Origin of the sequence: Bacillus sp. AP50 (genome assembly GCF_040492675.1) — a bacterium.
Lineage (GTDB): Bacteria > Bacillota > Bacilli > Bacillales > Bacillaceae_G > Bacillus_A > Bacillus_A cereus.
This window is the reverse complement of the sequence record NZ_JBEUTW010000141.1, coordinates 1-5,621: the sequence shown is the minus strand read 5'-3', so window position 1 is coordinate 5,621 and position 5,621 is coordinate 1. Positions and strand designations below refer to the sequence as shown.

Below are 5,621 nucleotides of genomic sequence, written 5' to 3'. Positions count from 1 at the left end.
ATAATGAAAACCGCTATAAAACTAAGTAAGAATAATGTATGGAGTGGAGAATAGAAATGAAATATAAAAAAATAATATATATCTTTTTCATATCGCTATTTATAGTTGGTTGTCAAAGTGAAGTGAGTAAAGCGAATAGCGTGGAAGAGTATATTCCATCGCATCTTATGAATGCGGAAGTGACGGCGGATATTATGACACTTGAATTTCCTTATGAGATAAAAGAGAAATTAGAGAAAATCGGAAATAAAATGAGCGATAGTATTACAAATAATTTAGATTGGTATTTGAAGTATGCCGAAGAAGAAATTATACCGAAAAAAACGTTTCCTTATCATCAAAACTTAGGTATTACAAAAGAAGAATATGATTTTATGATAGATAAAATGGATAATGCAGAATATATAAATACGAAAGACGGAAAACTCTTTTTTAAAAAGAAAGATCATGAAATTCAAATTCTCTCTGATGAAAATTTGAATCTAATTAAAAATATTCGAATTGATACAGAGAAGAATACAATTAAAACTCCTTTGGGAGAATGCGAATATGAAGGTGAAATCAAGGCGTCGGATGAACAAAAAGCTACTGGTCCATGGAGTGGGAAGATGTGGACTTTAAAAAGCGATGGATTGCTTTATCATTTTTCATTAGGAAAGTTAAAAAACATAAACAAATCTATCATTTACATTTCAATAAAAGGTATATATAAAGATAGGATTATCAATACAGAAGAAGCAGTTGAATTTCACTCGGTTTCATAAAGAATCAAAAAAATCACCTTACTCGTTAAAGTAAGGTGATTTTTTATTAAATAAACAATCCAGCGATTGTCGCAGATAAAATAGAAGCAAGTGTTGATGCAAATAGCATTTTCCAACCAAATTTAGAAACAACGCTTCCTTGTTTTTCAGAAAGGGCACGGATTGTACCAACGATTGCACCAATTTGGCTAATACTTGCGAAGCTAATTAAGAATACTGTAACGATTCCAACTGTACGTGGAGCTAATGTTGTAGCTGTGTCTTTTAAATCAAGGATTGCTACAAACTCATTTAAAACAATCTTCGTACCCATAATACCACCAGCTGGGATAATATCTTGAGTTGGAATACCCATTAAGAATGCGAATGGAGAAAGTACGTAACCGAAGATTTGTTGTAAAGTAATGGCATGTCCCATTGCGCCTGAAGCTGCACTAATTACGTAGTTTACAACTTCCATCACACCGATAAAGGCGATCATTAATGCGGCAACGATACCAGCTACTTTTAAACCATCAAGCGCACCGTTAATCATTGCACCGATAAAGCTGTCCCCGAATAGAGTTCTATCAAATTTTTGAATCACTTCATCTTCTTTCTTCGTATCAACTGGTGTTAATAACGAACAAACGATTAAGCTTGAGAATAAATTTAGCGGAAGAGCTGCTAGTACGTATTTTGCATCTAACATCATTACGTATGATGCTGTAACAGAAGCAGAAACGGAGCTCATCGCAGAACAACAAATGATAAACATACGGTTTTTATTGAAATGCTGTAAATCGTTTTTAATAACGATTAATGCTTCACTTGAACCGAAGAATACAGAGTTTACTGCGTGGAATGACTCAACGCGTGGTAAACCAGTAATTTTTGAAATAGCACCGCCGACAACGCGAACGATGAATGGTAAAACACCTAAATAACTAAAGATTGAAAGTAGTGCTGAGAAAAATACGATAATTAGTAATACGTTTAAGAAAAAGACAAAATCTCTGTGAATTCCATTAAAGAGAAAATCGACACCTGTCGTACCAAGTTTAATTAGTTTGTTGAAAACTTTACTAATGAAAATAATGATTTGTTGACCAATCTTTGTAGCAAACATAAACCAACCGATTAAAATTTGGAAACCAATCATAATTGCAATTGCACGGAAGTTGATTTTACTTTTGTTGTTTGACAAAGCAAAACATAAACCTAACACGGCAAGAATACCGATAATGCTCATTACATATTGCATGTAGTTGCCCCTTTCAGAAGTTCGTATAAAGTTTGTACATAAAACGCTCGTTATATTACTAAAAATAAAGGAATGAGGTTTTATGTCATACGTAAGATGTCTGACCTTTTAGAAAAATAAAAATAAAAAAAGACCCATATGGATTCACTTTCATCTATGAGAGAAAGCTAATCAATATGAGTCCTTTTTTGCGCATAGGCTAATATTCATTAGTTTTCCCCATAGTCCAGCAATTTAAGGTTGCCGGGTAGAAACTCTCGATCCATATTATCAAGTATATATGAGGTAACATCGTCCGTATTAAATTAGTAGTAGCGTAACATTAACAGAGAACTATCGTCAATAGCTTTTTTTCTTCCAATAGAAAAAGACCATATAAGTATGATAAAATGTAACGCAGTGTTATGAAAAAGAGAGGTCGGAAAATGAGTACTAAAATGACGCCACCAGTTGAGAAAAACGAGTTTATAGATGTAGTATTTGAAGATTTAACACATGATGGTGCCGGTGTTGCGAAAGTAAAGGGCTATCCTATTTTCGTTAAAAACGGATTACCAGGTGAAGAAGCGCAAATTAAAATTATTAAAGTGAAGAAAAACTTCGCATTTGGTCGTTTAATGAAGCTTCATACAGAAAGTCCATATCGTAAAGATGCTGAATGTCCAGTATATAATCAGTGCGGCGGTTGTCAGCTTCAGCACTTAACTTATGAAGGACAATTACAAGCGAAAGAAAAACAAGTACGTGACGTTATGCAACGTATCGGAGGACTAGGTGATGTTCCTGTTCATCCTGTACTTGGCATGGAAAATCCGTGGGTATATCGCAATAAAGCACAAGTACCAATCGGAGAACGTGAAGGCGGACTTGTAGCTGGTTTCTATCGCCAAGGAACGCATGACATCATTAATATGGAATCATGCTTAATTCAGGCAGAAGAAAACGATACATTAATTCAAGAAGTAAAACGTATTTGTGAAAAGCACGGTATCACTGCGTACAACGAAGAGCGTAACAAAGGAACACTTCGTCACGTAATGGCTCGTTACGGACAAGTAACAGGGGAAATTATGCTTGTCTTCATTACACGTACAGCAGAATTGCCGAACAAAAACGCAATCATTGAAGAAATTGCAGCGAAATTCCCAGAAGTAAAATCCATTGTTCAAAACGTAAATACGAAGCGTACGAATGTAATCTTCGGAGATAAAACGACAGTACTGTACGGATCAGAATATATTTATGACTTTATCGGTGACATTAAATTTGCGATTTCAGCACGTTCATTCTATCAAGTAAACCCAGAACAAACGAAAGTGCTATACGATAAAACGTTAGAATACGCAAAATTAAACGGTAACGAAACAGTAATTGATGCCTATTGCGGAATCGGATCAATCTCGTTATTCCTAGCGCAAAAAGCGAAAAAAGTGTACGGCGTTGAAATCGTCCCAGAAGCAATTGAAGACGCAAACCGAAATGCAGCACTAAACAACATGACAAACGCTGAATTTGGGGTAGGAGAAGCAGAAGTAGTCATTCCAAAATGGTACAAAGAAGGCGTAATTGCTGACACAATGGTCGTAGACCCACCGCGTAAAGGCTGTGACGAAGCATTACTAAACACAATCATCGACATGAAGCCAAAACGCGTCGTATACGTATCATGTAACCCAGCAACATTAGCACGTGATTTAAAAGTACTAGAAGAAGGCGGATATAAAACACAGGAAGTACAACCTGTTGATATGTTCCCGCATACGACTCACGTAGAGTGTGTCGCTTGGCTTAAGTTAGTATAATAGGAAAGCAGTTGATATAGGAAAATCTATACCATCTGCTTTTTGGTTTACAAAAATACCATTCATAAGCGATTTTAGTTAAAATAAATATTGCTGATTTTCACAAATTATAAATTGAGATTTTGAAATTGTATTCATAGTGAGAGGATTTGAATTTAAAATGATAGATAATTTTTGGCGTGAATTACCACGACCATTTTTCGTACTTGCACCAATGGAAGATGTGACAGACGTTGTTTTCCGTCACGTAGTAAGTGAAGCTGGTCGTCCGGACGTATTCTTCACAGAGTTTACAAACTCGGATAGCTATTGCCATCCAGAAGGTATGAAAAGTGTACGTGGCCGTTTAATTTTTACAGAAGACGAACAACCGATGGTAGCACATATTTGGGGAGACAATCCCGAATACTTCCGTCAAATGAGTATCGGTATGGCAGAACTAGGATTTAAAGGCATCGATATTAATATGGGTTGCCCAGTACCGAACGTTGCATCAAGAGGGAAAGGTAGTGGCCTTATTCTACGTCCAGACGTTGCAGCAGAACTTATCCAAGCAGCAAAAGCGGGTGGACTGCCTGTCAGCGTAAAAACACGACTTGGCTTTAAAGAGTTAAGCGAGTGGGAAGATTGGTTAACGCACATTTTCAAACAAGATATTGCAAACCTTTCTATTCATTTACGCACAAGAGAAGAAATGAGCCAAGTAGATGCGCACTGGGAACTAATTCCGGAAATTAAAAAATTACGTGACCGCATTGCACCCAATACGTTAATAACAATCAATGGAGACATCCTTGATCGTAAAATGGGACTGGAACTTGCTGAAAAATACGGCATTGATGGCGTAATGATCGGACGAGGCATCTTCAAAAATCCATTTGCGTTTGAAAAAGAGCCAAGAGAACATAGCAGTAAAGAACATCTAGATCTTTTAAGACTACAACTTGATCTTCAAGATCAATATGCAGAAGTACTGCCACGCTCAATCACAGGGCTTCACCGCTTCTTCAAAATTTATGTAAAAGGCTTCCCTGGGGCTGCTGAATTGAGAAATCAATTGATGAGCACGAAGTCGACTGATGAAGTGCGTGGGTTGCTTGATAAGTTTGAGGATAGTGAGAGGGTTTAATTCTCCAAAATTTTGAGAAGAATGCCTTGTGTTGGGATATATATTTTGCACATTTGGAGTGTGTTTTTGTTGAAGAGATAGTTTTAAGAAGATGGCAATGGTTTTATTACACTATTGCCATACTTTGTTGTATGTCATAATCAAAACTAATTTGATTACACATCCTGATCAAGAGCAGACACAGTTTGATCCCACTACCCTGTTAATAACTTATCCTCTAGAGCGGGATAAGTTTACTAACAACACCGTTATGATTTAAAGTTACTTATATTGCTAGTTAAAAGTACTATAGTGACATTATTATAGTTTATCTATATTTAATACATATCGTTACGATATGGTTATTTAAAATATAAGGATCATAATCTGTTAGAATAGTAAATCATAGAAAGTTCATAAGCTACCTTTAGGTATAAGGTGGCTTTAATTAGAAATATAGTTGTAAAATATTTCATGATGAGAAAAATAATGGACGTTTTTTTAAAAATGTAAAATATCATTTCTACTTTAATTCTGTGGATATCCCTTTAGATTTCATAGAAAAGTATCTGCTTGAAAGTAAGAAATGATAGAAGGGGATAATGGTAGTGGGCAGTAAAAAATTGTACTTAAACTTATCTTTAGCATGTGAGCCTATAAAATATTATCAACTATTTACAAACGAAAATTGCCGAGGAATATAT

At 35.5% G+C, this 5,621-nt stretch carries 4 protein-coding genes and 1 riboswitch; of the genes, 3 read left to right on the top strand and 1 reads right to left on the bottom strand.

What is annotated here, in order from left to right:
• The first annotated feature begins 56 nt into the window (after nt 1-56).
• Nucleotides 57-764 carry a hypothetical protein gene (locus ABWK52_RS12490; RefSeq protein WP_097995236.1) on the top strand — a complete coding sequence of 236 codons (708 nt, stop codon included), beginning with the start codon at nt 57-59 and terminating at the stop codon, nt 762-764.
• A 46-nt stretch (nt 765-810) separates the two neighbouring features.
• Here ABWK52_RS12490 and ABWK52_RS12485 read toward each other — a convergent pair whose 3' ends face one another.
• The gene (locus tag ABWK52_RS12485; protein WP_001200489.1) at nt 811-2,007 is read right to left on the bottom strand and encodes a NupC/NupG family nucleoside CNT transporter; all 1,197 of its coding nucleotides are present in this window, start codon (nt 2,005-2,007) and stop codon (nt 811-813) included.
• Nucleotides 2,008-2,209: 202 nt separating this feature from the next.
• A riboswitch (purine riboswitch) is annotated at nt 2,210-2,311 on the bottom strand.
• Nucleotides 2,312-2,432: 121 nt separating this feature from the next.
• Here ABWK52_RS12485 and rlmD point away from each other — a divergent pair.
• Both rlmD and ABWK52_RS12475 read left to right on the top strand, forming a co-directional pair.
• The gene (rlmD, locus tag ABWK52_RS12480; protein ID WP_003311736.1) at nt 2,433-3,809 is read left to right on the top strand and encodes a 23S rRNA (uracil(1939)-C(5))-methyltransferase RlmD; all 1,377 of its coding nucleotides are present in this window, start codon (nt 2,433-2,435) and stop codon (nt 3,807-3,809) included.
• Between the two features lie 160 nt (nt 3,810-3,969).
• Nucleotides 3,970-4,938, top strand: a complete 969-nt coding sequence (locus tag ABWK52_RS12475; protein WP_097820929.1) for a tRNA dihydrouridine synthase — start codon at nt 3,970-3,972, stop codon at nt 4,936-4,938.
• Nucleotides 4,939-5,621: the final 683 nt, after the last annotated feature.